The organism is Rubrivivax benzoatilyticus JA2 = ATCC BAA-35 (assembly GCF_000190375.1).
In the GTDB taxonomy this organism is placed as follows: Bacteria; Pseudomonadota; Gammaproteobacteria; order Burkholderiales; family Burkholderiaceae_C; genus Rubrivivax; species Rubrivivax benzoatilyticus.
In genome coordinates this window covers 67,078-88,780 of sequence record NZ_AEWG01000027.1, presented here as the reverse complement: position 1 = coordinate 88,780, position 21,703 = coordinate 67,078, and the positions used below count along the sequence as shown (strand labels likewise).

The 21,703-nt window shown below is 72.1% G+C and carries 21 protein-coding genes; 9 read left to right on the top strand and 12 right to left on the bottom strand.

From position 1 onward, the window contains the following. Positions 1–214: 214 nt before the first annotated feature. Complete coding sequence (locus tag RBXJA2T_RS02870; RefSeq protein WP_009855814.1) at positions 215–1,279, bottom strand: aminoglycoside phosphotransferase family protein; 1,065 nt, start codon at positions 1,277–1,279, stop codon at positions 215–217. Between the two features lie 18 nt (positions 1,280–1,297). Here RBXJA2T_RS02870 and RBXJA2T_RS02865 point away from each other — a divergent pair, with 18 nt between their 5' ends. The 3 genes from RBXJA2T_RS02865 to rsmA are packed head-to-tail and all read left to right on the top strand — an operon-like array spanning position 1,298 to position 5,752. Further along, on the top strand, positions 1,298–3,673 hold the full coding sequence (locus tag RBXJA2T_RS02865; protein ID WP_009855813.1) for an LPS-assembly protein LptD: 2,376 nt from the start codon (positions 1,298–1,300) through the stop codon (positions 3,671–3,673). Further along, positions 3,670–4,980 carry a peptidylprolyl isomerase gene (locus RBXJA2T_RS02860; RefSeq protein WP_009855812.1) on the top strand — a complete coding sequence of 437 codons (1,311 nt, stop codon included), beginning with the start codon at positions 3,670–3,672 and terminating at the stop codon, positions 4,978–4,980. Before RBXJA2T_RS02865 ends, RBXJA2T_RS02860 begins: the two co-directional genes overlap by 4 nt. Positions 4,981–4,987: 7 nt before the next feature. Then, positions 4,988–5,752 carry a 16S rRNA (adenine(1518)-N(6)/adenine(1519)-N(6))-dimethyltransferase RsmA gene (rsmA, locus tag RBXJA2T_RS02855; protein WP_009855811.1) on the top strand — a complete coding sequence of 255 codons (765 nt, stop codon included), beginning with the start codon at positions 4,988–4,990 and terminating at the stop codon, positions 5,750–5,752. Positions 5,753–5,768: 16 nt separating this feature from the next. Here rsmA and RBXJA2T_RS20020 read toward each other — a convergent pair whose 3' ends face one another. From RBXJA2T_RS20020 to RBXJA2T_RS02840, 4 genes are all read right to left on the bottom strand, one after another. Beyond that, positions 5,769–5,966, bottom strand: coding sequence for a hypothetical protein (locus tag RBXJA2T_RS20020; RefSeq protein WP_138938762.1), 198 nt, complete (start codon positions 5,964–5,966; stop codon positions 5,769–5,771). Next, the gene (locus RBXJA2T_RS02850; RefSeq protein ID WP_009855810.1) at positions 5,945–6,340 is read right to left on the bottom strand and encodes a barstar family protein; all 396 of its coding nucleotides are present in this window, start codon (positions 6,338–6,340) and stop codon (positions 5,945–5,947) included. Before RBXJA2T_RS02850 ends, RBXJA2T_RS20020 begins: the two co-directional genes overlap by 22 nt. Positions 6,341–6,375: 35 nt before the next feature. After that, the gene (locus tag RBXJA2T_RS02845; RefSeq protein WP_009855809.1) at positions 6,376–6,744 is read right to left on the bottom strand and encodes a guanyl-specific ribonuclease; all 369 of its coding nucleotides are present in this window, start codon (positions 6,742–6,744) and stop codon (positions 6,376–6,378) included. Between the two features lie 237 nt (positions 6,745–6,981). Further along, positions 6,982–9,276 carry an NADP-dependent malic enzyme gene (locus tag RBXJA2T_RS02840; protein WP_009855808.1) on the bottom strand — a complete coding sequence of 765 codons (2,295 nt, stop codon included), beginning with the start codon at positions 9,274–9,276 and terminating at the stop codon, positions 6,982–6,984. A 133-nt stretch (positions 9,277–9,409) separates the two neighbouring features. Between RBXJA2T_RS02840 and RBXJA2T_RS02835 the strand changes: the two genes are divergently transcribed. From RBXJA2T_RS02835 to RBXJA2T_RS02810, 6 genes are read left to right on the top strand one after another with little or no spacing between them, the layout of a single operon-like run. Beyond that, positions 9,410–11,470, top strand: a complete 2,061-nt coding sequence (locus RBXJA2T_RS02835) for a sensor histidine kinase (RefSeq protein WP_009855807.1) — start codon at positions 9,410–9,412, stop codon at positions 11,468–11,470. Between the two features lie 19 nt (positions 11,471–11,489). After that, positions 11,490–12,137 carry a response regulator transcription factor gene (locus RBXJA2T_RS02830; protein ID WP_009855806.1) on the top strand — a complete coding sequence of 216 codons (648 nt, stop codon included), beginning with the start codon at positions 11,490–11,492 and terminating at the stop codon, positions 12,135–12,137. 43 nt (positions 12,138–12,180) lie between these two features. Next, positions 12,181–13,131, top strand: a complete 951-nt coding sequence (thiL, locus tag RBXJA2T_RS02825) for a thiamine-phosphate kinase (RefSeq protein ID WP_009855805.1) — start codon at positions 12,181–12,183, stop codon at positions 13,129–13,131. Positions 13,132–13,140: 9 nt separating this feature from the next. Next, positions 13,141–13,662: a phosphatidylglycerophosphatase A family protein gene (locus tag RBXJA2T_RS02820; protein WP_009855804.1), complete on the top strand. Its 522-nt coding sequence runs from the start codon at positions 13,141–13,143 to the stop codon at positions 13,660–13,662. Next, complete coding sequence (locus tag RBXJA2T_RS02815; RefSeq protein ID WP_009855803.1) at positions 13,653–14,141, top strand: CinA family protein; 489 nt, start codon at positions 13,653–13,655, stop codon at positions 14,139–14,141. Before RBXJA2T_RS02820 ends, RBXJA2T_RS02815 begins: the two co-directional genes overlap by 10 nt. Continuing rightward, a complete protein-coding gene (locus RBXJA2T_RS02810) occupies positions 14,138–15,004 on the top strand; it encodes a 2-hydroxyacid dehydrogenase (protein WP_009855802.1) in 867 nt (288 codons plus the stop codon). Before RBXJA2T_RS02815 ends, RBXJA2T_RS02810 begins: the two co-directional genes overlap by 4 nt. A 1-nt stretch (position 15,005) precedes the next feature. Here the strand turns inward: RBXJA2T_RS02810 and holA are convergent, their stop codons facing one another. Genes holA through RBXJA2T_RS02775 form a run of 7 tightly spaced genes read right to left on the bottom strand, consistent with a single transcriptional unit; the run spans position 15,006 to position 21,670 of the window. Continuing rightward, complete coding sequence (holA, locus tag RBXJA2T_RS02805; protein WP_009855801.1) at positions 15,006–16,106, bottom strand: DNA polymerase III subunit delta; 1,101 nt, start codon at positions 16,104–16,106, stop codon at positions 15,006–15,008. Positions 16,107–16,108: 2 nt separating this feature from the next. Further along, a complete protein-coding gene (locus tag RBXJA2T_RS02800) occupies positions 16,109–16,609 on the bottom strand; it encodes an LPS-assembly lipoprotein LptE (protein WP_009855800.1) in 501 nt (166 codons plus the stop codon). Further along, a complete protein-coding gene (leuS, locus tag RBXJA2T_RS02795) occupies positions 16,596–19,220 on the bottom strand; it encodes a leucine--tRNA ligase (RefSeq protein WP_009855799.1) in 2,625 nt (874 codons plus the stop codon). Before leuS ends, RBXJA2T_RS02800 begins: the two co-directional genes overlap by 14 nt. 18 nt (positions 19,221–19,238) lie before the next feature. Then, complete coding sequence (locus RBXJA2T_RS02790; protein ID WP_009855798.1) at positions 19,239–19,661, bottom strand: ExbD/TolR family protein; 423 nt, start codon at positions 19,659–19,661, stop codon at positions 19,239–19,241. Positions 19,662–19,672: 11 nt separating this feature from the next. Then, a complete protein-coding gene (locus RBXJA2T_RS02785; RefSeq protein ID WP_009855797.1) occupies positions 19,673–20,326 on the bottom strand; it encodes a MotA/TolQ/ExbB proton channel family protein in 654 nt (217 codons plus the stop codon). Between the two features lie 10 nt (positions 20,327–20,336). Continuing rightward, positions 20,337–21,140: a 4-hydroxy-tetrahydrodipicolinate reductase gene (gene dapB, locus RBXJA2T_RS02780; RefSeq protein ID WP_009855796.1), complete on the bottom strand. Its 804-nt coding sequence runs from the start codon at positions 21,138–21,140 to the stop codon at positions 20,337–20,339. Beyond that, positions 21,137–21,670: an outer membrane protein assembly factor BamE gene (locus RBXJA2T_RS02775; RefSeq protein ID WP_009855795.1), complete on the bottom strand. Its 534-nt coding sequence runs from the start codon at positions 21,668–21,670 to the stop codon at positions 21,137–21,139. The genes dapB and RBXJA2T_RS02775 overlap by 4 nt, the downstream gene beginning before the upstream one ends. Positions 21,671–21,703 lie beyond the last annotated feature (33 nt).

Sequence of the window (21,703 nt, the reverse complement as noted above, 5' to 3'; positions counted from 1 at the left end):
AACTGGACGGGGTGGGCTGACCCCGTCCTCTCTGTCACCCATGTCCTCGCACGGGTGTTACCCATCTCCCCGGTCCATACATCCCTCCGCGAGGGAGGCTCCGGTCAGTCCGACGGGTGGTTCTGCGCCTCTCCGGCCATGCCGAGCACCGTCATGCGCTGCCAGTTCGGCGCTATCGCCGGTGCGGGATCCGTTCTGCCGCGAGGATTCCGGGCTAGAACGTGAAGCCGGTCTCGACGCGCCGGCCCGACAGCGGCTGCAGCAGCGGCAGCAGCGGCTTCAGCGGCGCGTAGCGCATCGCGACCCGGGTCGCGTAGTCGAAGAAACGCGGCAGGTCCTCGGCGTAGCGAGGTTTGCCGTCGCGGTGCTTCAGGCGGCAGAAGATGCCCAGCACCTTCAGGTGGCGCTGCAGCCCCATCCATTCGAGCGCGCGCCAGAACTCGCCGAAGTCGTGGCCCATCGTGTCGCCCAGCGGCAGCCCGGCGCGGCGCGCCTGCTCCCACCAGCGCACCGCCCAGTCGATCTCCTGCGCCTCGTCCCAGGACAGGAAGGCGTCGCGCAGCATCGACGCCACGTCGTAGGTGATCGGGCCGCGCACCGCGTCCTGGAAGTCGAGGATGCCGGGGTTGGGCTCGGCGACCATCAGGTTGCGCGGCATCCAGTCGCGGTGCACGGCCACCTGCGGCTGCGCCAGCGCGCTGGCGACGAGCGCGTCGCAGACGCGGTTCCAGGCCGCGTGTTCCTTGTCGCCCCAGGTGATACCGAACTCGCGCTGCACGCACCACTCGGGGAACAGCGCGAGCTCGCGGCGCAGCAGCGCCTCGTCGTACTCGGGCAGCGTCGAGGCGTCGACGTGGCCCTGGAACTGCACCAGCGCGCGCAGCGCGTCGCGCATCAGCGTGTCGGCATGGCGGCCCTCGGTGTCGCGCAGCGCGTCCAGGTACAGGCTGCGGCCGAGGTCGGTGAGCAGCAGGAAACCCTGCTCGGCGTCGCACTCCAGCACCTTCGGCGCATTCAGCCCGGCGGCCTCGATCAGGCCGGCGACGTGCACGAAGGGGCGCACGTCCTCCTGCGGCGGCGGCGCGTCCATCACGATCAGGCTGCCGCGGCCGGCGGCCACGCGCAGGTAGCGGCGGAAGCTGGCGTCGGCGGAGGCGGGCGCGAGCGTGGCGCGGTCGATGCGGTGGCGCTCGGCGATGGTGTCGAGCCAGCGCTCGAAGGCGAGTCGGCGGCCCTCGTCGGGCCACGCGACGACGGCGGTGGGCAGGCTGTCGCTCATGGATAATCGATTCTACAAATGCGACTGACACCGCTGGCGCTGGCGGCGGGATTGGCGTTCGTCGGCGCGGGTGTCCGGGCGCAAGCCCCGGATGCCCCGGCCGAAAACGGGCCGCCGTCCCCGCCGCAGCTGATCCCCGACCGCAAGCTCCAGCCCGCGCCCGGCGGCGAGGCGGGCCGTCGCCTGCCGATCGTGCTGCGCGCGAACGAGATCCGCGCGCGCCCCAACCTCGACGCCGTCGCCGAAGGCGACGCCGAGTTCCGCCGCGGCGGCACCGTCATCCAGTCCGACCGCCTGAGCTACGACCAGGCCGAGGACCTGGCCGTCGCGCGCGGCCATGTGCGCATCGAGCGCGAAGGCTCGGTCTACTGGGGCCCCGAACTGCAACTGCGCGTGCAGCGCTTCGAGGGCTTCTTCCTCGAGCCCGAGTTCGAGCTGCTGCAGTTCGGCTCCGGCGGCCGTGCCGACCGCATCGACTTTCTCGACAGCTCGCGCGCTCAGCTGAAGAACGCGCTGTACACCAGCTGCCCGCGCGACGGCGGTGCCGAGCCCGCCTGGGTGCTCGAGGCGCGCGAGGTGCGCATGGACTTCGACGCCAACGAAGGTGTCGCCGAAGGCGCCGTGCTGCGTTTCCTCGGCACGCCCATCCTCGCCGGCCCGGAGATCAGCTTCCCGCTGACCGACGAGCGCAAGTCGGGCTGGCTGCCGCCGTCGATCGGCCTGGACAGCCGCAGCGGCCTCGAGCTGACGGTGCCCTACTACTGGAACATCGCGCCGAACCGCGACGCGACGATCGCCCCCTGGCTGTCCACCCGCCGCGGGCTGGGCGTGCAGAGCCAGTTCCGCTACCTCGAGCCTTCGCTCGGCGGCACGCTGGACCTGGACCTGCTGCCCAACGACCGTGTCGCCGGCCGTTCGCGCAGCGCCTGGCACTGGCAGCACGAGGGCCGCCTCGGCAGCTCGGCGACCTATGCCGCCGACCTGCGCCGCGTCTCCGACGACGGCTGGTGGAAGGACTTCCCCGACGCCCGCCGCAGCCTGACGCCGCGCCTGCTCAGCTCGGCCGCCGACGTCGAGCAGCCGCTGCGCCTGGGCGACGCCGAAGGCCTGGCCTACCTGCGCGTGCAGCGCTGGCAGGTGCTGCAGGACAGCGACCAGCGTGTGTTCTCGCCGTACCAGCGCAGCCCGCAGACCGGCGTGCGCCTGGGCGGCAGCGCCGCGGGCCTGGACTACAGCGCCGAGACCGAGTTCAACCGCTTCACGCTGCCTTCCGGCGAGGACGACGGCACGCGCCTGACCGGCGACCGCGTGCACCTGCTGGCGTCGGTGGCCCACCGCTTCGGCGATCCCGGCTGGTGGCTGGAGCCGCGGCTGGCGCTCAACGCCGCCGGCTACCGCACCGACCAGCGCATGGCCGACGGCGACCGCAGCGCCTCGCGCTCGGTGCCGACCTTCAGCCTGGACTTCGGCGTCGAGCTCGAGCGCGAGACCTCGGGCTTCGGCCGCGCCTTGCGCCAGACGCTGGAGCCGCGCCTGCTGTACGTGCGCACGCCCTACGAGAAGCAGTCCGACCTGCCGAACTTCGACTCCTTCGGCAAGGACTTCAACTTCCAGTCGATCTATTCGCCCAACGTCTTCTCGGGCGTCGACCGGGTGTCCGACGCCAACCAGCTGACCGCCGGCGTGACCTCGCGTGTCGTCGACGCCGGCAACGGCAAGGAGCTGTTCCGCCTGGGTGTCGTGCAGCGCTACCTGTTCACCGACCAGCGCGTGACCCTCCAGGCCGACGGCACGCCCGACGGCCAGACCTACGACCGCCGCTTCTCCGACGTGCTGCTGCTGGGCTCGACCTCGCTGCTGCCGTCCTGGACGCTGGACGGCACGGTGCAGTACAGCCCGGAGATCTCGCGCACCGTGCGCTCGGTGGTCGGGGCGCGCTACTCGCCCGGGCCGTTCCGCACGATCAGCACCACCTACCGCTTCGCGCGCGGGCTGAGCGAGCAGGTCGAGGTCGGCTGGCAGTGGCCGCTGTGGGGCCGCGTGCCGACCGCGGCCGACCGCGGCGCACGCTCCGGCGTCGCGGCGGCCGCCGGTGCCGGCAGCTGCAGCGGCACCTGGTACGGCGTCGGGCGCTTCAACTACAGCATGCGCGACAGCCGCATCACCGACTCGATCCTCGGCGTCGAGTACGACGCCGGCTGCTGGATCGGGCGCTTCGTCGCCGAGCGGCTGTCCACCGGGCGCAGCGAGGCCACGACCCGGCTGATGTTCCAGCTCGAGCTCGTCGGCCTGTCGCGCCTGGGCTCCAATCCGCTCGGGGTCTTGAAGGACAATATCCCGGGCTACACCCTGCTGCGCGAAGACCGCCGCGACCCCATCTCCTCCGCCGAATGACCGATTCCATCCACGTCTGGCGCCGCGCCGCGCTGGCGCTCGCGCTGTGCGCCGCGGCCCTCGGGGCCTCCGCCCAGCAGCGCGAGCGCAACGGCGACTACATCGTCGCCATCGTCAACCAGGAGGCCGTCACCGCCGCCGAGGTCGAGTCGCGTGTGCAGCGCGTGCTGCAGGCGGCCGCCCGCAGCGGCGCGCAGCCGTCGCTGGAGGTGGTGCGCAAGCGTGTGCTCGACGACCTGATCGAGGAGCGTGCGATCGTCACCTATGCGCGCGACAGCGGCATCCGTGTCGAGGATCCGGAGGTCGACCGCGCGATCCAGAGCGTCGCGGCGCAGAACCAGCTGACGGCCGACCAGCTGCGCGAGCGCCTGCGCGCCGACGGCCTGGACTACGCGCGTTTCCGCGCCAACCTGCGCGACCAGATCCTCATCGAGCGTGTGCGCGAGCGCGAGGTCTACCAGCGCATCCGCGTCACCGACGGCGAGGTCGACCGCTACCTGGCGCAGCAGAACATCGCCACCCAGGCCGACGTCGAGCTCAACATCGCGCAGATCCTGGTCATCGTGCCCGAGGGCGGCGACGAGCAGGTGCTGGCGGCGCGCAAGGCGCGCGCCGAGCAGGCGCTGGCGCGGGTGCGCGGCGGCGAGGACTTCGCCGCGGTCGCACGCGAGATCTCCGAGGACGCGAACCAGGAGCGTGGCGGCGTCATCGGCCTGCGCCCGTCGGCGCGGCTGCCGGACCTGTTCGTCGAGGCCGTGCGCGACGTGCCGGCCGGCGAGGTCAAGCCCGAGCTGGTGCGCTCCGGCGCCGGCTTCCACGTGCTGAAGGTCGTCGAGCGCAAGGAGACGATGGCCGTGCGCGTGACGCAGACGCACGCCCGGCACATCCTCGTGCGCACGTCCGAGCGGGTGTCGCCCGAGATGGCGGCGCAGCGCCTGGCGGAGTTCCGCCGCCAGATCGTCTCCGGCCAGCGCCGCTTCGAGGACGTCGCGCGCCAGTATTCCGAAGACGGCTCGGCGCCGTCGGGCGGCGACCTCGGCTGGTTCGCGCCCGGCACGATGGTGCCGGAGTTCGAGGAGGCGATGAACCGGCTGCCGATCGAGGGCGTGTCGCCGCCGGTGCGTTCACGCTTCGGCGTGCACCTGATCCAGGTGCTCGAGCGCCGCGACACGGCCGTCGAGGCGCGTCAGGTGCGCGAGCAGGCGCGCAACGTGCTGCGCGAGCGCAAGTTCGACGACGCCTACACCGAGTGGGCCAAGGACCTGCGCGACCGCTCGTACATCGAGTTCCGCGAGCCCCCGGTCTGAGCCCCGCGTGAAGCACCAGCCGCGCAAGCGTTTCGGCCAGCACTTCCTGGCCGACGACGCGATCATCGACGCCATCGTCGACGCCATCGACCCGCAGCCGGGCGAGGCGATGGTCGAGATCGGCCCGGGCCTGGGCGCGATGACGATGCCGCTGCTCGAGCGCATCGAGCGCCTCACCGTCGTCGAGCTCGACCGCGACCTGGCCGCGCGGCTGCGCCGCGTGAAAGGGCTGGAGGTCGTCGAGGCCGACGTGCTGAAGGTCGATTTCGCCGCGCTGGCGGCGGCCGCCGGGCGGCCGCTGCGTGTCGTCGGCAACCTGCCGTACAACATCTCGACGCCGATCCTGTTCCATCTGCTCGACGCGGTGGAGCACGTCGTCGACCAGCACTTCATGCTGCAGAAGGAGGTCGTCGACCGCATGGCCGCCGGCCCCGGCAGCAAGGACTACGGCCGGCTGTCGGTGATGCTGCAGTGGCGCTACGACATCGAGTCGGTGCTCGACGTCCCGCCCGAGGCCTTCGACCCGCCGCCGCGGGTCGATTCGGCGATCGTGCGCATGCTGCCGCTGCCGGCGCCCGAGGGCGTCGACGCGGCACTGCTCGGCGAGCTGGTGACGGTCGCGTTCTCGCAGCGGCGCAAGCTGCTGCGCCACACGCTCGGACGCTGGATGGAACAACGCGGCGCCGAGGTCGGGTTCGACCTCCAGCGCCGCGCCGAAGAAGTGCCGGTGGCGGACTACCTGGCGCTCGCGCGCGCGGTGGCCGCCGGCTGAACGATCGCCGCCGCCCTCAGGCGGCGTTGAGCCAGGCTGCGGTGTCGAACGCGCTGCACATCATCGGCATGTTCATGCCGAAGTTGGGGTTCTGACCGTTCTTCGAGACCGTCTTCGCGGCCGGCTTGGCCGCGGTGGTGTTCTGGGCCGTTTCAGCAGCCCGCTCCCATGACCCGTTATCTTGGGAGCGGGCTACTGAAAAGAATAGAAACACCGGAACGGTATCCGCCGTTCGCCCCAGAAGTCGGCGGCGTCGCGGAAGACGTCGAGCAGCTGCTCGCGCGCCTCACGGTCGAAACGCGGGTTGTCGGGGATCTGCTCGAGCACGACGACGAAGCCCGGCTGCGGGCCGGCCTTGTGCACCAGGTCGGTCATGCAGTCGTACAGCGCGTCGAGGTTCTTGCCGAAGTGGGCGGGGAACAGGAACGCCTCGGCGATCGCCTCCAGCACCTCCGGCTTGGATTGCGCCGCCGACAGGTTGGCGTAGAGGAAATGCTGGCCGGCGCTGCCGGCGGCCTGCATCAGGTCGTCGACACGGTAGGCCCGTATCGCCTGGACGATGTTGGATCGGACGGTCTGCAACTGCATGGTCGCGTGCCTCCTCGTGGGTTCAGAAATCGGTGTCACCGCGCGCCCGTTTCCGCGATGCGACTGAAGCTCGCGTAGTGGTCGGCGGTGTAGAAACAGGTGTCCGGCGCGGTCGGCTGCTGGCCGCCGCAGACGATGCGGCGGGCGCCTCGGTTGCGCGCGCCCGGGGTCGGCACGGTGTACTCGCGGTAGTAGCCGCGGGCCTTGGCCGGGAGCAAACGTTCGCGATTGAAGAAGACCGTGCCGTCCTTCTGGTACGGGAAGGGGCCGCCAGCGTGGATCAGGCGGTAGGTCTTCTGGGCCTGGGCCGGGAGCTCGTTCAGGGAGACGACGTCGGCCGCTTCGGCCGGGGGCGAACTCGGGCGTGCATGAACCGCTGCGCCGCACGCCAGGCTCGTGGCCACGGCGATCGCGAGAGCCCCTCTGCAAACCGCCTGTCGAAGCGCGCCACTCCTGTCGGCCAGACCGGACCAGAACACGGGTCAACCCTGAAAGAACAAACCGCGATGGTACCGCCCGGACGCGGAAAACTCAAGGTTTTGCCTCAAAAAAAGGCAAGCGGCGCGCGACGTGAGTAGGCGCCCACATGTTGTCCATCTCTCTGCCGGCGCGCCTTCAAGGCGCGCCGCAGTCAGGCAAAATCAGCGCAGGACGTTGGCGTCCGCGACGGCCAGCGCCGTCATGTTGACGATGCGCCGCACGGTCGCCGACGGCGTCAGCACGTGCACCGGCTTGGCCGCGCCGAGCAGCACCGGGCCGATCGCGATGCCGCCGCTGGCGGCCGTCTTCAGCAGGTTGTAGGCGATGTTGGCGGCGTCGATGTTGGGCAGCACCAGCAGGTTGGCGTCGCCCTGCAGCGTGCCGTGCGGCATCAGCGCGGCGCGCGCCTGGGCGTCCAGCGCGATGTCGCCGTGCATCTCGCCGTCGACCTCCAGCCAGGGCGCACGTTCACGCAGGATGGCCAGCGCGCGGCGCACCTTGACCGCGCTGGGCTGGTCGCTGGTGCCGAAGTTGGAGTGCGACAGCAGCGCCGCCTTCGGCTGGATGCCCAGGCGCAGCAGCTCGTCGCCGGCCATCGCCGCGATCTCGGCCAGCTCCTCGGCCGTCGGGTCGTAGTTGACGTGGGTGTCGACGAGATAGACCTGGCGTCCCGGCAGGATCAGCCCGTTCATGCAGGCGTAGACGCTGGCGCCCTCGCGCCGGCCGATCACCTGGTCGATGTAGTGCAGGTGGCTGGCCGTCGTGCCCCAGGTGCCGCAGAGCATCGCGTCGACGTCGCCCTTGGCCAGCAGCATCGAGCCGATCAGCGTCAGCCGCCGGCGCATCTCGATCTTGGCCACCTGCTGCGTCACGCCCTTGCGCTCGGCCATGCGGTGGTAGGTCTGCCAGAAGTCGCGGTAGCGGTCGTCGCGCTCGACGTTGACGACCTCGAAATCCAGGCCTTCCTTGATGCGCAGGCCCATCTTCTCGATGCGGCGTTCGATCACCGCCGGCCGGCCGATCAGCGTCGGCCGCGCCAGGCCCTCGTCGACGACGACCTGCACCGCGCGCAGCACGCGTTCGTCCTCGCCCTCGGCATAGGCGACGCGGCGCGCGGCGGCGCGTTTGGCGATGTTGAAGATCGGCCGCATCGTCTGGCCCGAGGCGTAGACGAAGGCCTGCAGCTTCTCGCGGTAGGCGTCGAAGTCCTCGATCGGGCGCAGCGCGACGCCGCTGGCCTGGGCCGCGGCGGCGACCGCCGGCGCGATCTTGATCATCAGCCGCGCGTCGAAGGGCTTGGGGATCAGGTACTCGGCGCCGAAGGACAGCGTCTGGCCGCCGTAGGCCGCAGCCACCGCGTCGTCCTGCTCGGCCTGGGCGAGCTCGGCGATCGCGTGCACCGCGGCGATCTCCATCTCGTCGGTCACCGTCGTCGCGCCGCAGTCCAGCGCGCCGCGGAAGATGTACGGGAAACACAGGACGTTGTTGACCTGGTTCGGGTAGTCGGTGCGGCCGGTGGCGATGACGGCGTCGTCGCGCACCGCCTTGACCTCTTCCGGCAGGATCTCCGGCGTCGGGTTGGCGAGCGCGAAGACGATCGGCCGCGGCGCCATCGCCCGCACCATGTCGGGCTTCAGCACGCCGCCGGCCGACAGGCCGAGGAACAGGTCGGCGCCTTCGATCACTTCGCGCAGCGTGCGCGCCGCGGTGTCCTGGGCGAACTGGGCCTTGTCCTCGTCCATCAGCTCGGTGCGGCCCTGGTAGACGACGCCGGCCAGGTCGGTGACCCAGACGTTCTCGCGGCGCACGCCGAGCTTGACCAGCAGCCCCAGGCAGGCCAGCGCCGCGGCGCCGGCGCCGCTGGCGACGACCTTGATCTCCTCGATGCGCTTGCCGACGACCTTCAGCGCGTTCAGCGCCGCGGCGCCGACGACGATCGCCGTGCCGTGCTGGTCGTCGTGGAAGACCGGGATCTTCATGCGCTCGCGCAGCTTGCGCTCGACGTAGAAGCAGTCCGGCGCCTTGATGTCCTCGAGGTTGATGCCGCCGAAGGTGGGCTCCAGCGCGGCGATGTGCTCGACCAGGCGGTCGAGGTTCTTCTCCTGGACCTCGAGGTCGAAGACGTCGATGCCGGCGAACTTCTTGAACAGCACCGCCTTGCCTTCCATCACCGGCTTGGCCGCCAGCGGGCCGATGTCGCCCAGGCCCAGCACCGCGGTGCCGTTGGTGACGACGGCCACCAGATTGCCGCGCGAGGTGTAGCGGAAGGCGGCCGCCGGGTCGGCGACGATCTCCTCGCAGGCGAAGGCGACACCGGGCGAGTAGGCCAGCGCCAGGTCGCGCTGGTTGACCATCTGCTTGGTCGGCGCGACGGCCAGTTTCCCGGGGGTCGGCAGTTCGTGGTACTCGAGCGCGGCGCGACGCAGCTCGGCGCGCTTGTCTTCTGGGCTGGACATCCCGGTCTCCTGTTGGCGTCGCGAGGGGCCAGGGATTCTAGGCAGCCGGGTCCGGCCCTGCCGCGATGCGCAAAACTGCGTAGTGTGCGCGCCCGCCCGGCGCCGATACTGCGCGCTCCGAATCCCTCCCGCGATGACCGACTCCGAAGATCCCGTCCGCGTGCCGCGGCTGCGGCGCTGGCTGCCGTGGATCGCGCTCGTGCTGCTGCTGCTGGTGGCGCAGTCGCTGCTCGTCTGGCTGACGCTGCGCCACGAGTCCAGCCGCGCGCAGGAGGAGTCCGACCAGATCGCCACCGAGGCCGCGGCCGAGGTCAAGCGCGACCTGCTCGCGGCGATGCGCTCGCTGCAGGCGCTGAGCTGGGGCGATCCACCGGCCGAGCGCTGGCGCGCCGACGCCGCGGCGCTGCTGCGCGGGCAGCGGCTGCTGCTGCGCATCGAGCGCCGCGACGTGCAGATGCGTGTCGACGACGCGGTCGACGGGCCGTTCGCGCTGCCGCTGTTCTCGGCGATGGCGCGTGCGTCGCTGGACGTCGAGGCCGGCATCGCCTGCACCGCGGCGCGCCACATGGCCGCGCCGGCCTTCTCGCGCAGCTACTTCGTGCCCGGCGAAGGCGGCATCGGCGAGGAGGTCGTCGACGTCTGCATCCCGCTGCAGCGTGCCGGCCGTGACGTCGGTTATCTCGTCGGCAGCATCGGCCTGCCGCAGCTGCTCGACGGTGCGCTCGGCCCGCGCCAGACGCGCCGCCACGAGCTCAGCTTCGTCGAGGGCGACGGCACGCGGCTGGCGCGGGCCGGCCTGGTGCGCGGCGCCGGCATCTACCAGGCCGAACGCCTGATCGACGTGCCCGGCACCGTGCTGCAGTTGCGCGCCGACAGCGCCGCCGGCCGCCCCAGCCTGATCCCCAACGTCGCCACCGCGCTGGTGCTCGGGCTGTCGCTGGCGTTGTTCGCCGTCGTGCTGCTGCTGGCGCGCGACGTGCGCCGGCGCGCGCGTGTCGAACGGGCGCTGGGCGAGGCGCTGGCCTTCCGCAAGGCGATGGAGGACTCGCTGGTCACCGGCCTGCGTGCGCGCGACCTGCAGGGCCGCATCACCTACGTCAACCCGGCGTTCTGCGCGATGGTCGGCTTCAGCGAGGAGGAGATGCGCCAGCCGCTGCCGCCGTACTGGCCGCCGGAGTTCGTCGAGGTCTACGCCGAGCGCCAGCGCGGCCGGCTGGTCGGCGCCGGGCGCCCGGCGCGCGAGGCGCGTGAAGGCTTCGAGACCGTCTTCATGCGCAAGAACGGCGAACGTTTCCCGGTGATGATCTACGAGGCCGCGCTGGTCGACGGCCAGGGCCGGCAGAGCGGCTGGATGAGCACCGTGCTCGACGTCAGCGCCCAGCGCCGCATCGAGGAGCTGTCGCGCCAGCAGCAGGACCGGCTGCAAGCCAGCGCCCGCCTGGCCACCGTCGGCGAGATGGCCTCGCTGCTGAGCCACGAGCTGAACCAGCCGCTGGCGGCGATCGCCAGCTACTCCAGCGGCTCGCTGAACCTGCTGGAGGACGCCGCGCGCGAAGGCACGCCGCCGGGCCCGGTCGACGCCATGCTGCGCCAGGCGCTGGAGCGCATCGCCGAGCAGGCCGAACGTGCCGGCCGCATCATCAAGAGCGTGCACCACTTCGTGCGCCGGCGCGTGCAGCAGCGCGAGACGCTGGGTGCCGACCAGCTGATCGACGCCGTGCTGCCGCTGGTGCGGCTGCAGGCGCGCAAGAGCGGCACCCGTGTCGAGGTCGACATCCCCAAACGCGCGCCGCGCCTGGAGTGCGACCGCACGATGCTCGAGCAGGTGCTGCTGAACCTGACGCGCAACGGCATCCAGGCGATGGAGAACGACACGCCGCTGGAGGAGCGGGTGCTCGCGCTGCGCGTGCGCCAGGCCTCGGCGCAGCGGGTGGAGATCGTCGTCGCCGACCGCGGCCCGGGCATCCCGGCCGAGGTCGCCGAGAAGCTGTTCACGCCGTTCTACACGACCCGCACCGAGGGCATGGGCCTGGGCCTGAGCCTGTGCCGCACGGTGGTCGAGCAGCACGGCGGCACGCTGGAGTTCGGCACCGGGGCCGACGGCCGCGGCTGCGAGTTCCGCTTCACGCTGCCGGCGGCCCGCACGCCGGCAGCGCCGGGCGGCCCGCCGCGCCAGGCCGTCGCCGGCGGCTGAGCGGCGATACTCACGCTTGATGCGTCCCGATCCCGCCCTCGGCATTCCCGTCGTCTACCTCGTCGACGACGAGGACGTCGTGCGCGACGCGCTGGCCTGGCTGCTGCGTTCGCGCCGCCTGCTGTCCGAAGGTTTCGCCAGCGCCGAGGCCTTCGAGGCCTTCCGCGCCGGCTGCCGCGCGCCCTGGCCCGACGCGCCGTCGTGCCTGCTGCTGGACGTGCGCATGCCCGGCCAGTCGGGCCTCGCGCTCTTCGAGCAGCTCGCCGACGGCGGCCTCACCGAGACGCTGCCGGTGATCTTCCTCACCGGCCACGGCGACGTGCCGACCGCGGTGGCGGCGGTCAAGCGCGGCGCCTTCGACTTCGTCGAGAAGCCGTTCTCGAACAACACGCTGGTCGACCGCGTCGAGCAGGCGCTGCTGGTCAGCGCCGAGGCGCTGGGCCGGCGGCGGGCCGCCGAGGCGGTGCAGCGCTCGCTGGCCGACCTGACCGAGCGCGAGCGCGAGGTCATGCGCCTGGTCGTCGAGGGCCGGCCGAACAAGGGCATCGCCGACCAGCTGGCGATCAGCGTGCGCACCGTCGAGGTCCACCGCGCGCGCGTGTTCGAGAAGATGAACGTCAAGTCGGCGATCGAGCTCGCGAACCTGCTGCGAGAATCCGGCGCCTGAGGCCCGCGGCCTGCCCGCCAAGGCCGCCCGCATCCTGTCGACCATGGGCGAATTCGAACTCATCGAGAAGTATTTCGGCCGCGCGCCGCGCCGGGCCGCCGTCGGCGTCGGCGACGACTGCGCGCTGCTCGACCTCGAGCCGGGCCAGCGCCTGGCCATCTCCAGCGACCTGCTGGTCGAGGGGCGGCACTTCCTGTCGACCGTGGACCCGGCACGCCTGGGCCACAAGGCGCTGGCGGTCAACCTGTCGGACCTCGCCGCCTGCGGCGCCGAGCCGCTGGCCTTCACGCTGGCGATCTCGATGCCGCGTGTCGACGAGAGTTTTCTCGCCGGCTTCTCGCGCGGGATGTTCGCGCTCGCCGAGCGCCACGGCATCGAGCTCGTCGGCGGCGACACGACCGCCGGCCCGCTGTCGATCTGCATCACCGTCTTCGGCCAGGTGCCGCCCGAGCAGGCGCTGCTGCGCAGCGGCGCACGCCCCGGCCACGACCTCTGGGTCAGCGGCCGGCTGGGCGACGCGCGCCTGGCGCTGGAGGTCTTCCGCGGCGCGGCGACGCTGCCCGGCAGCGCCTTCGAGGAGGTGCGGCGGTCGATGGAATGCCCCGAGCCGCGGGTGCCGCTGGGCATCGCGCTGCGCGGCGTCGCCACCAGCGCCATCGACCTCAGCGACGGCCTGGCCGGCGACCTGGGCCATGTGATGCGGCTGTCGGGCGTCGGCGCGACGGTCGACTACGACGCCATCCCGCGCAGCACCGTGCTGGCGATGCAGTCGGACGCGCTGCAGCGTGAATGCCTGCTCGCCGGCGGCGACGACTACGAGCTGCTGTTCACCGCACCGCCGTCGCGCCGCGACGCGGTGCTGGCCGCAGCCGCCGAGGCCCAGGTCGCGGTGAGCTGCATCGGCGCCATCGACGCCGAGGACGTGCTGCGTGTCGTCGACGGCCAGGGCCGGCCGCTGGACGTCGCGCTGCGCGGTTTCGACCACTTCGCCTGACGCCGCGCGATGGCCGCGTCCCGCGCCAGCACCGGCTTCATGCTGCGCCATCCGGCGCACTGCATCGCGCTCGGTTTCGGCAGCGGCCTGGCACCCAAGGCGCCGGGCACCTTCGGCACGCTGTGGGCCTGGGGCGCGTTCTGGCTGCTCGACCCCTGGCTGGGCACGCTGGGCTGGGCGCTCCTCATCGGCGCGGCGCTGCTCGTCGCGCCCTGGGTCTGCGCCGTCACCGCGCGCAACCTGGGGGTCGGCGACCCGTCGGCCGTCGTCTGGGACGAGGTCGTCGCGTTCTGGCTCGTGCTCTGGCTGGTGACGCCGGCCGGCTTCCTGATGCAGGCGGCGGCCTTCGCGCTGTTCCGCTTCTTCGACGCCGCCAAACCCGGCCCGGTGGGCTGGGCCGACCGGCGTTTCAAACCCCGGCCCGATGGCACGATCGCCTGGCGCGAAGGTTTCGGCATCGTCTTCGACGACCTGGTGGCCGCCGGCTGCACGCTGCTGGTCATCGCGATCGGGGTCGCGCTGTGGCGCTGACCCGTTTCGAGCCGGCGGTGCTGGCGCTGGCCGACGCGCTGCGGGCCCGCGGCTGGCGCCTCGCCTGCGCCGAGAGCTGCACCGGCGGCCTGCTGGCCGCGGCCTGCACCGCGGTCGCCGGCTCCAGCGACTGGTTCGAACGCGGCGTCGTCAGCTACAGCAACGACGCCAAGACCACGCTGCTCGGCGTGCCGGCGGCCACGATCGACGCGCACGGCGCGGTCAGCGAGGAGGTCGCCCGCGCGATGGCCGAAGGCCTGCTGGCGCGCGCGCCGGTCGAGCTGACGCTGGCCGTCACCGGCATCGCCGGCCCTGGCGGCGCGGTGCCCGGCAAGCCGGTCGGCACGGTCTGGATCGCCTGGGCCGTGGCCGGGCGCACCGAGGCGCGGCTGCTGCAGCTGGACGGCGACCGCGCCGCGGTGCGCGAGGCCACGGTCGACGCGGCGCTGGTCGCGCTCGTGGCGGCGGCACGCGCATGAAGGTCCGGCTGGCCGGCGAGATCGACGCACGCTGGCGGCACGAGCTCGCCGCCGCGCTGCCCGAAGCGCAGTGGTGCGACGACGGTGATGCCGAACTGGCCGTCGTCGCCAACGCGCCGCCCGGCGCGCTGGCCGGCATGCCGTCGCTGGCGCTGGTGCAGTCCTTGTGGGCCGGTGTCGACCGCTTGCTGGCCGATGCGACGCTGCCGCCCGGCGTGCCGGTGGCACGCATGGTCGACCCGGTGATGAACGCCGCGATGGCCGAGACCGCGCTGTGGGCCGTGCTGGCGCTGCACCGCGGCTTCTTCGATTACGCCGCGCGCCAGCGCGAAGGCCGCTGGCAGCCGCACGCGCAGCGCCGTGCCGACGAGGTCGCGGTGCGGGTGCTGGGCCGCGGCGAGATGGGCGGCACGGTCGGCGCGCGGCTGGCGGCGCTGGGTTACCGCGTCGAACACTGGCACCGCGGCTGCGAGCTGGCGCCGCTGCTGGCCGGCGCCGACATCGTCGTCAACCTGCTGCCGCTGACGCCGGCCACACGCGATCTGATCGACGCGCGTTTCCTGGCCGCCTTGCGCGCCGGCGCTTCGCTGGTGAACCTGGGCCGCGGCGCCCACGTCGTCGAAGCCGACCTGCTGGCGGCGCTGGACGCCGGAAGGCTGCAGCACGCGGTGCTCGACGTCTTCCGCCACGAGCCGCTGCCGCCGGGCCACGCGTTCTGGGCCCATCCGCGGGTCACCGTGCTGCCGCATTCGGCAGCGGCCACCGACCCGCGCAGCGCCAGCGCCGTCGTCGCCGCCAACCTGCGCGCCTGGCGCGACGGCCGGCCGGTCGCGCACCTCGTCGATCGCGGCCGCGGTTACTGAATCAAGCGTGGAGCGCGAGCGCGCGCGGCATGCTGGCGCGCGTGCCGCGCGTCGGCGTGCCGGCCGCGGCGGCGGCTTCGACGGTCATCAGCACCAGGCGGCGCAGCGCGTCCCAGGGCTCGGCCGGCCAGTCGGGGTGGCGCAGGCCCTTGACGATGCCGTCGACGATGCTCGCCGCCTGCACCAGGTGCTGCGTCTGGTGGCCGGCCAGCGCCGGCACCACGCGCTCGTAGAGCTTTTCCTTCGTGCCCCAGACCCGCGCCTCGCGCAGCGCCAGCGGCAGCGGCTTGCCGTCGTCGACGGCGGCACGCACGCGCGCCAGGCCGCGCAGGTCCTCGGCCAGCGTCCAGTGCACCAGCACCGGCGCCTCGCCTTCGGCGCGCAGGCCGTCGAGCATGCGCAGCGCACGCGCCACCTGGCCGGCGAGCACCGCCTCGCCGAGCTTGAAGACGTCGTAGCGTGCGACGTCCAGCACCGCCGCCTCGACCTGCTCGAAGCTCAGTTCGCCCGGCGGGTACAGCAGCGCGAGCTTCTGCAGCTCCTGGTGTGCCGCCAGCAGGTTGCCTTCGACGCGGTCGGCGAAGAAGGCCAGCGTCTGCTGCCCGGCCTCGCCGCTGGCCACACGCTGGCCCTGGCGGCCCAGGCGCTGCGCCAGCCAGGCCGGCAGCGCCTTGCGCTCGACCGGCTCGACCTTCAGCGTCACGCCGGCGCCGTCGAGCGCCGCGAACCAGGCCGACTTCTGCTGCTGGAAGTCGAGCTTGGGCAGCGTCACCAGCGTCAGCACGTCGGGCGAGAGCTGCTGGCAGTAGCGCTGCAGCGCCTCCGAGCCGTCCTTGCCGGGTTTGCCGTTGGGGATGCGGATCTCGATCAGCTGGCGGTCGGCAAACAGCGACAGCGCCTGCGCGGCGCCGAGCAGGCCGCTCCAGTCGAAGTGCTGGCCGACGGTGAAGACCTGGCGCTCGACGAAGCCGGCGGCGCGCGCAGCGGCGCGGATCGCATCGCCCGCTTCCTGGGCCAGCAGCGGCTCGTCGCCGTGGATCGTGTAGAGCGTGTCGAGCCCGCGCTGCAGGCGCTGCTCGAGCTGTTCCGGACGCAGTTGCATCGTTACAGACGGATCGCCGCCAGACGCCGCATGACCTGGATGACGATGTCGTTCTCCATGTCGCGGTACAGGTCGGCTTCCTCGAATTGCTTGGCCAGCGCGGCCTTCTCGCTGTAGCTGAGGTCTTCCTCGCGCAGCAGCTCGGTCGGTGCGATCAGCTCGCGGCCGTCGGGCGTGCGCGCGCTGAAGTGCAGGCGCACGCGGATCTCGAACTCGCGCACCTGCGCCGCCGAGGTCGACGCGACGACGCTCTTCTCGCGCCGGTCCTCGGTGACCTCCAGGATCACCTGGGCGGCCGCCGGCACGTCGACGACGTGCACGCCGGGCTCCAGCGCCCGCCGCAGCGCCGCGCCGACCGTCGACTTCGGCCTGAAGCCGACCAGCGCGATGCGCTCGAAGCTCGGCTGCTGCGGCCGGCGCAGCTGGAAGCCGCAGCCGCCGAGCGCGAGCGCGCCCAGCGCGGCGATCGCGCCCAGCGCGCGGCGGCGGTCAGACGACGACATTGACGAGCCGGCCGGGCACGACGATGACCTTCTTCGCCGGCTTGCCGTCGCTGAACTTGGCGAACTCGGGCGAGGCCAGCGCCACCGCCTCGATCGCCTTGCGGTCGGCGTCGGCGGGGATGCGCACGCTGCCGCGCGTCTTGCCGGCGATCTGCAGCACCAGCTCGATCTCCGAGCGCGCCAGCGCGGCTTCGTCGACCTCGGGCCACGGGGCGTCGATCAGGTCGCCCAGCGCGGCGGTGAAGCCGAGCTCGCCCCACAGCGCGTGCGTGACGTGCGGCGCCGCCGGGTACAGCGCACGCAGCAGGATGCCGACACCTTCGCGCAGCGTCGCGTCGTCGGCGGCCGCCGCGCCGTCTTCGAGCGCGTTCAGCAGCTTCATCGCGCCGGAGACGACGGTGTTGTATTGCAGCCGGTCGTAGTCGGCGCCGATCTGCTTGAGCAGCGTGTGCACCTCGTAGCGCAGCGGGTTGGTGCCCTGCGCCGCGGTGTCGACCGCGGTGATGCGCGGCGCGACCTTGACGCCGAAGCTCCACAGCCGGCGCAGGAAGCGGAACACGCCTTCGGCGCCCGAGTCCGACCACGCGGCGCTCTGGTCCGGCGGGCCGGCGAACATCGTGAAGGTGCGCGCGGTGTCGGCGCCGAACTTCGCGATGATGTCGCGCGGCTCGACGACGTTGTTCTTGCTCTTGGACATCTTCTCGATGCCGCCGAGCTGCACCGGCAGGCCGTCGGCCTTGGCCACGGCGCCCACCGGCTGGCCGCGCTCGTCGAACTTGACGTCGACTTCGCTCGGGTAGAACCAGCGCTTCTTGCCCGACGCGTCCTCGCGGTAGTAGGACTCGTTGAGCAGCATGCCCTGCGTGGACAGCTTCGTGAACGGCTCGCTGAAGCTCACCAGGCCGATGTCGCGCATCGCCTTGGTCCAGAAGCGCGCGTACAGCAGGTGCAGCACGGCGTGCTCGATGCCGCCGATGTACTGGTCCATCGGCATCCAGTACTCGTTGCGCGCGTCGACCATCGCGCCGTCGCTGTCCGGGCAGCAGTAGCGCATGTAGTACCAGGACGAGTCGACGAAGGTGTCCATCGTGTCCGTCTCGCGCCGCGCGGCGGCGCCGCAGGTCGGGCAGGCGACGTTCAGGAAGGACTCGCACTTGTTCAGCGGGTTGCCGCTGCCGTCCGGCCCCAGGTCCTCGGGCAGCACGACCGGCAGGTCCTTCTCGGGCACCGGCACGTCGCCGCAGTGCGGGCAGTGGATGATCGGGATCGGCGTGCCCCAGTAGCGCTGGCGGCTGATGCCCCAGTCGCGCAGGCGCCAGGTGGTCTTCTTCTCGCCCAGGCCCTTGGCCTGCAGCGCGGCGGCCACGGCGTCGACGGCCGGCTTGTACGGCAGGCCGCTGTAGTTGCCGGAGTTGATCGTCACGCCGCGCGTCTTGTCGGCGTACCAGTCCTGCCAGCGCTCGTAGTCGTAGTGCTCGCCGTCGACGTGCACGACCTGGACGATGCCCAGGCCGTACTTCTTGGCGAACGCGAAGTCGCGCTCGTCGTGTGCCGGCACGCCCATCACCGCGCCGTCGCCGTAGCTCATCAGCACGTAGTTGCCGACCCACACCGGCACCTGCTCGCCGGTCAGCGGGTGGGTGACGAAGAGGCCGGTCGGGCGGCCTTCCTTCTCCTTCAGCGCGAGTTCGGCCTCGGTCGTGCCGCCCTTCTTGCACTGCTCGATGAAGGCCGCCAGCTCGGGGTTGTCGCGCGCGGCGTGCTGCGCCAGCGGGTGCTCGGCGGCGACGGCGCAGAAGGTGACGCCCTTGATCGTGTCGGCGCGCGTCGTGAAGACGTACAAACGCCCGCCCTGGATCAGCTCGCCGTCGGCGCCGCGGATGTCATGGGTGAACGCGAAGCGCACGCCCTCGCTCTTGCCGATCCAGTGCTCCTGCATCAGGCGCACGCGCTCCGGCCAGCCGTCGAGGTAGTGGGCGCTGGTGCTGTCGTTGACGCCGGCCAGCAGCTCGTCGGCGTACTTCGTGATCGCCAGGTAGTAGCCGGGGATCTCGCGCTTCTCGACGATCGCGCCCGAGCGCCAGCCGCGGCCGTCGACGACCTGCTCGTTGGCCAGAACGGTCTGGTCGATCGGGTCCCAGTTGACGACCTGGGTCTTCTTGTAGGCGATGCCCTTCTCGAGCATCTTCAGGAAGAACCACTGGTTCCACTTGTAGTAGCCGGGGTCGCAGGTGGCGACCTCGCGGCTCCAGTCGAAGGCCAGGCCCAGCGGCTGCATCTGGCTCTTCATGTCGGCGATGTTGGCGCGTGTCCACTTGGCCGGCGCGACGCCGTTGTCGATGGCCGCGTTCTCCGCCGGCAGGCCGAAGGCGTCCCAGCCCATCGGCATCAGGACGTTCATGCCCTTCATGCGCAGGTAGCGCGCCATCATGTCGTTGATGGTGTAGTTGCGCACGTGCCCCATGTGCAGCTTGCCGCTGGGGTAGGGCAGCATCGAGCAGGCGTAAAACTTGGGCTTGCTCTGATCCTCGGCGACCTTGAAGGCGCCGGTGGCGTTCCAGTGCGCCTGGGCGGCGGCTTCGACTTCCGCGGGGACGTACTTTTCGTTCATCCCCCGGATTGTAGGGAGCTACCTGGGTGCCTCGGGCTCGGTGACGAAGCCGATGCGTGTCAGGCCCGCCTGCTGGGCGGCGTCGATCAGCTCGGCGACGCGGCCGTAGGGCACGGCGCGGTCGGCGCGCAGCCGCACCTCGGTCTGCGCGTCGGCCGCCGCGGCCTCGCGCAGCGCGCGCTCGACCTCCTCGCGACCGGCCGGCCGGTCGGCGAGGTACAGCGTGCCCTGGGCGTCGAGGCCGAGCGCGACGAAGCGGGCCGGCTCCGACGGCCCGGAGGCCTCGGCCTGCGGCAGGTCCAGCTTGAGGCTGGAGGCCAGCAGCGGCGCGGTGACGATGAAGATCACCAGCAGCACCAGCATGACGTCGATCAGCGGCGTCACGTTGATGTCGCTGATCGGCGGCGGCGGGGTCGAGCGTTCCAGGCGTCCGAAGGCCATCGCCACGCGCCTCAGTCGTGTGCCGCGTCCAGCACCATGCGGCGCAGGTCGTGGGCGAAGCCTTCGAGCTCGGCCTCGCAGGCGGCGACCCGCTTGCCGAGCGCGTTGTAGGCGAGCACCGCGGGCACGGCGACGGCGATGCCGGCGGCGGTCATCACCAGCGCCTCGCCGACCGGGCCGGCGACGCGCTCGATCGTCAGCGTGCCGGCGTCGCCGATGCCGGTGAGCGCGTGATGGATCGCCCAGACGGTGCCGAACAGGCCGACGAAGGGCGCGGTGCTGCCGATCGAGGCCAGGATCACCTGGCCGAACTGCAGGTGCGCCAGGCCGCGGTGCAGCGCGTCGCGCAGGCGGCGCGTGAGCCGCGCCTCCAGCGCCGCGGCGCCTTCGAGCGTGCCGCCGGCGGCCGGCGCGACGGCGGCGTCGACCAGCGGCAGCAGCACGCCTTCGCGGTCCATCGCCTGCACGCGGGCGCGGCCGTCGGCCACCGAGGCGGCGTCCCAGAAGGCCGGCACCGCACGCCGGATGTCGGCGCCGGCGCGGCGCAGCAGCAGGCTCTTCCAGACGATCAGCAGCCAGGCCGCGACCGACATCGTGAACAGCAGCAGCGCGACGATGCGGCCGACCGCGTCGGCCTCGGCCCAGAAGTGTTCGAGGCCCTGCATCGGCGGCCGGCTACAGGCCGAGCACGTCGGCCATGCCGTACAGCCCGGGGCCGTGCTCGACGAGGAAACGCGCCGCGCGCACGCTGCCGGCGGCGTAGTTGGCGCGGCTGTTGCTGCGGTGGCTGATCTCGATGCGCTCGCCGGTGCCGGCGAACAGCACCGTGTGGTCGCCGACGATGTCGCCGCCGCGGATCGTCGCGAAGCCGATCGTGCCGGGCTGGCGCTCGCCGGTGTGGCCTTCGCGCGCGAAGACGGCGTGTTCGGACAGGTCCTGGCCGAGCGCGCGCGCCACGGCCTCGCCCATCGCCAGCGCGGTGCCGCTCGGGGCGTCGACCTTGTGGCGGTGGTGGGCCTCGACGATCTCGATGTCGTAGCCGTCGGCCAGCGCCTTGGCGGCGGTTTCCAGCAGCTTGAGCACGACGTTGACGCCGACGCTCATGTTCGGCGCGAAGACGATGCCGACCTGCTGCGCGGCGGCGGCGATCTCGGCCTTCTGCTGCGGCGTGAAGCCGGTGGTGCCGATGACCATGCGCACGCCGAGTTCGCGGCACAGCGCCAGGTGCGCCAGCGTGCCTTCGGGGCGGGTGAAGTCGATCAGCACGTCGGCACCGGCGAGGCCCGCGCGCAGGTCGGCGGTGACGGCGACGCCGGTCGTGCGGCCGAGAAAGGCGCCGGCGTCCTGGCCCAGCGCGGGGCTGCCGGGCACGTCGAGCGCGCCGCTCAGGCGGCAGCCTTCGCTGCCCAGCACCGCCTCGACGAGCATGCGGCCCATGCGGCCGGACGCGCCGGCGACCGCGATCGCCACCGGGTTCAAGAGGCCTCCAGCGGCGGGTACTGGCGCGCCGGGCCCTCGGGCTCGGCTTCGGCGGCGCCGTCGTCGCGCTTGGGCGGCCGCGGCAGCGCCAGGCGCTCGGCCTCGGTCAGCTCGAGCTTGGGCACGGCCGGCTTCTCGTCGCGCTGGCGCGTGATCGACTCGACGAACTCGCGTTCGGTCTGCAGGTCGTCCGGGGCCTCGACGCCGCTCATCGCGCCGGAGGCGTCGAAGCGCACGACGACGCTGCGGCGCTGCGGTTCGGTGCCGGGGCGGCGGATCGTGAAGATGTAGTCCCAGCGATCGGCGTGGAACGGGTCGGTGACCAGCGGCGTGCCGAGCACGTTGCGCACCTGGTCGCGCGACATGCCGGGCTTCAGCGCCTGCAGCTGTTCGCGCGTGACGACGTTGCCCTGGACGATGTCGATGCGGTACGGCGTGATGAAGCCGAGGAAACTGTTGCCGGACGACGGCGTCGACGAGCATGCGCCCAGCAACAGAGAGCCGGACAGCAGGGCCAGGAGTCGAAGCATGAGGGGATTCCTGCGCGGCCGCAGAGAACGGCG

Coding starts and splice junctions, on each gene's coding strand:
- RBXJA2T_RS02840 (WP_009855808.1), bottom strand. CDS start 9,276: ATGTCCAGCCCAGAAGACAAGCGCGCCGAGCTGCGTCGCGCCGCGCTC.
- RBXJA2T_RS02870 (WP_009855814.1), bottom strand. CDS start 1,279: ATGAGCGACAGCCTGCCCACCGCCGTCGTCGCGTGGCCCGACGAGGGC.
- leuS (WP_009855799.1), bottom strand. CDS start 19,220: ATGAACGAAAAGTACGTCCCCGCGGAAGTCGAAGCCGCCGCCCAGGCG.
- RBXJA2T_RS02865 (WP_009855813.1), top strand. CDS start 1,298: ATGCGACTGACACCGCTGGCGCTGGCGGCGGGATTGGCGTTCGTCGGC.
- RBXJA2T_RS02835 (WP_009855807.1), top strand. CDS start 9,410: ATGACCGACTCCGAAGATCCCGTCCGCGTGCCGCGGCTGCGGCGCTGG.
- holA (WP_009855801.1), bottom strand. CDS start 16,106: ATGCAACTGCGTCCGGAACAGCTCGAGCAGCGCCTGCAGCGCGGGCTC.
- RBXJA2T_RS02790 (WP_009855798.1), bottom strand. CDS start 19,661: ATGGCCTTCGGACGCCTGGAACGCTCGACCCCGCCGCCGCCGATCAGC.
- RBXJA2T_RS02830 (WP_009855806.1), top strand. CDS start 11,490: ATGCGTCCCGATCCCGCCCTCGGCATTCCCGTCGTCTACCTCGTCGAC.
- RBXJA2T_RS02860 (WP_009855812.1), top strand. CDS start 3,670: ATGACCGATTCCATCCACGTCTGGCGCCGCGCCGCGCTGGCGCTCGCG.
- thiL (WP_009855805.1), top strand. CDS start 12,181: ATGGGCGAATTCGAACTCATCGAGAAGTATTTCGGCCGCGCGCCGCGC.
- RBXJA2T_RS02810 (WP_009855802.1), top strand. CDS start 14,138: ATGAAGGTCCGGCTGGCCGGCGAGATCGACGCACGCTGGCGGCACGAG.
- RBXJA2T_RS02800 (WP_009855800.1), bottom strand. CDS start 16,609: ATGTCGTCGTCTGACCGCCGCCGCGCGCTGGGCGCGATCGCCGCGCTG.
- RBXJA2T_RS02785 (WP_009855797.1), bottom strand. CDS start 20,326: ATGCAGGGCCTCGAACACTTCTGGGCCGAGGCCGACGCGGTCGGCCGC.
- RBXJA2T_RS02850 (WP_009855810.1), bottom strand. CDS start 6,340: ATGCAGTTGCAGACCGTCCGATCCAACATCGTCCAGGCGATACGGGCC.
- RBXJA2T_RS02820 (WP_009855804.1), top strand. CDS start 13,141: ATGGCCGCGTCCCGCGCCAGCACCGGCTTCATGCTGCGCCATCCGGCG.
- RBXJA2T_RS02775 (WP_009855795.1), bottom strand. CDS start 21,670: ATGCTTCGACTCCTGGCCCTGCTGTCCGGCTCTCTGTTGCTGGGCGCA.